This is a genomic window from Agromyces sp. P1_H4 (genome assembly GCF_056405255.1).
In genome coordinates this window covers 1-2,149 of record NZ_JBFUCL010000471.1, presented here as the reverse complement: position 1 = coordinate 2,149, position 2,149 = coordinate 1, and the positions used below count along the sequence as shown (strand labels likewise).

The 2,149-nt window shown below is 72.4% G+C and carries 3 protein-coding genes; all 3 read left to right on the top strand.

Translation table 11 applies throughout. The features are described from left to right. Nucleotides 1-1,352 (top strand): bifunctional folylpolyglutamate synthase/dihydrofolate synthase (locus tag AC1DY2_RS19000; protein WP_476763830.1); only part of this gene is annotated, 1,352 nt, incomplete at its 5' end. After that, nucleotides 1,349-1,774, top strand: a complete 426-nt coding sequence (locus tag AC1DY2_RS18995) for a DUF4233 domain-containing protein (RefSeq protein WP_476763829.1) — start codon at nucleotides 1,349-1,351, stop codon at nucleotides 1,772-1,774. The genes AC1DY2_RS19000 and AC1DY2_RS18995, both read left to right, overlap by 4 nt. Continuing rightward, nucleotides 1,771-2,149, top strand: a 379-nt coding sequence (gene ndk, locus AC1DY2_RS18990) for a nucleoside-diphosphate kinase (protein ID WP_476763828.1), incomplete at its 3' end; no start/stop codon positions are given. The genes AC1DY2_RS18995 and ndk, both read left to right, overlap by 4 nt.

Sequence of the window (2,149 nt, the reverse complement as noted above, 5' to 3'; positions counted from 1 at the left end):
ACCCCGAGTCGCGTGACGCGGCCGACGCCGTCTACGCGGCGCTGCTCGACCGGATCGGCGAGGGCAGCCCGCGGCCGCGGCTCGCCCCCACCCGCCGCGCGGTCGAGTTGCTCGGCGACCCGCACCGGGCGGCGCCGGTCATCCACATCACCGGCACGAACGGCAAGACCTCGACGAGTCGCATGATCGAGGCGCTGCTGCGGGCGTCCGGGCTGCGCACGGGCCTGCTCACGAGCCCCCACCTCGAGCGGTTCACGGAGCGGATCCGCATCGACGGCGAGCCCATCGCCGATGAGGCGGTCGCCCGCAACTGGGAGGAGATCCTGCCGTTCGTCGCCATCGTCGACGCCGAGCTCGAGGGGAACGACGAGGAACCGCTCACGTTCTTCGAGACGCTCACGGTGCTCGCGTTCGCCTGCTTCGCCGACGCGCCGGTCGACGTGGTCGTACTCGAGGTGGGCATGGGCGGCGAGTGGGACTCCACCAACGTCGCCGACGGCCAGGTCGCCGTCTTCACGCCCATCGACCTCGACCATCAGGCGCGCCTCGGCAACACCGTCACCGAGATCGCCCGCACGAAGTCGGGCATCATCAAGCCCGCGGCATCCGTCGTCACCGCGAAGCAGCCCGATGACGCCCTGCGCGTGCTCGAGGATGCCGCGGAGCTCACGGAGTCGACCCTCGCCGTGGAGGGCGACGCGTTCGACGTCCTCGAGTCGCGTGTCGCGGTGGGCGGGCAGCTGATCTCCGTGCGCGGGCTCGCGGGGGAGTACCGCGACATCGCGCTGCCGCTCTTCGGCCGCCACCAGGCCGAGAACGCGGCCGTCGCCATCGCCGCGGTCGAGGCCTTCATCGGCGGAGGCGCGGTCCGCCTCGCCGACGAGGTCGTGCACGACGGGCTCTCGGTCGCGGCCTCCCCGGGTCGGCTGCAGGCGATCGCCGCCGATCCGACGGTCATCGTGGATGCCGCGCACAACCCGCACGGCGCGGAGTCGCTCGTGGCGGCGCTCGACGAGTACTTCGACTTCGACGAGGTCGTCTTCGTCTTCGGGGTGCTGGCCGACAAGGACGTCGACGGCATCGCCGCGGCCCTGGCCCGGTCGGGCGGCTCGTTCCTCGTCACGCGGCCCGAGTCCGACCGGGCCCGGGATGTGCGGGACGTGGCGGCGATCCTCGCCGCGCGCGTCGGCGCCGACCGCGTGCAGGCCGTCGAGCGGCTCGACGACGCCCTCGACGAGGCGCGCGCCTGGGCGGCCGAGTCGCCGAAGCGCGCGGTGGTCGTCACGGGCTCCATCGCCCTCGTCGGCGAGGCCATGGCGATCGCCGCCGACCGCGAATGGGGCCGCGCATGAGCGACGCGCCCGCCGACGCCGCGCCCGAGCCGGGGAGGGGCCGGCCCCGGTCGATCCGGCAGAGCCTGGCGTCCATCGTGCTGGGCTTCGAGATCATCATCGTCTTCCTCGCGGCGCTCGTGATCTGGGGCCTCGCGCCGACCGAGAACGGCTCGCTGGGGCTGCCGCCGTGGGTCGCGCTCGTCGCGGGCGGCGTGCTGATCGTCGGCCTGGTGGTGACCATCGGGCTGCTCAGGTACCCGTGGGGCTTCACGCTCGGGTGGGTGCTGCAGGCGCTCATCCTCGCGGCGGGCTTCCTCAACCCGGCGATGTTCTTCGTCGGCATCCTCTTCGGCGGCCTGTGGTGGTACTGCATGGTCGCCGGCGCACGAATCGATCGAGACAGGACGGCGCAGGCCGCTCCGGAACAGGAACAGGAATGACCACCGGCATCGAAGAGACCCTCGTGATCGTGAAGCCCGACGGCGTCGCCCGCAACCTCACCGGCGAGATCCTCCGCCGCATCGAAGCCAAGGGCTACTCGCTCGTCGACCTGCGCATGGTGCAGCCCGACCGTGAGATCCTCGCGAAGCACTACGCCGAGCACGAGGGCAAGCCGTTCTACGAGCCGCTCGTCGAGTTCATGCAGTCCGGTCCGGTCGTGGCCGTGCGCGTGGCCGGCAACCGCGTCATCGAGGGCTTCCGGGTGCTCGCCGGCACCACCGACCCCACGACGGCCGCGCCGGGCACGATCCGCGGCGACTTCGGCCGCGACTGGGGGCTCAAGGTGCAGCAGAACCTCGTGCACGGCTCGGACT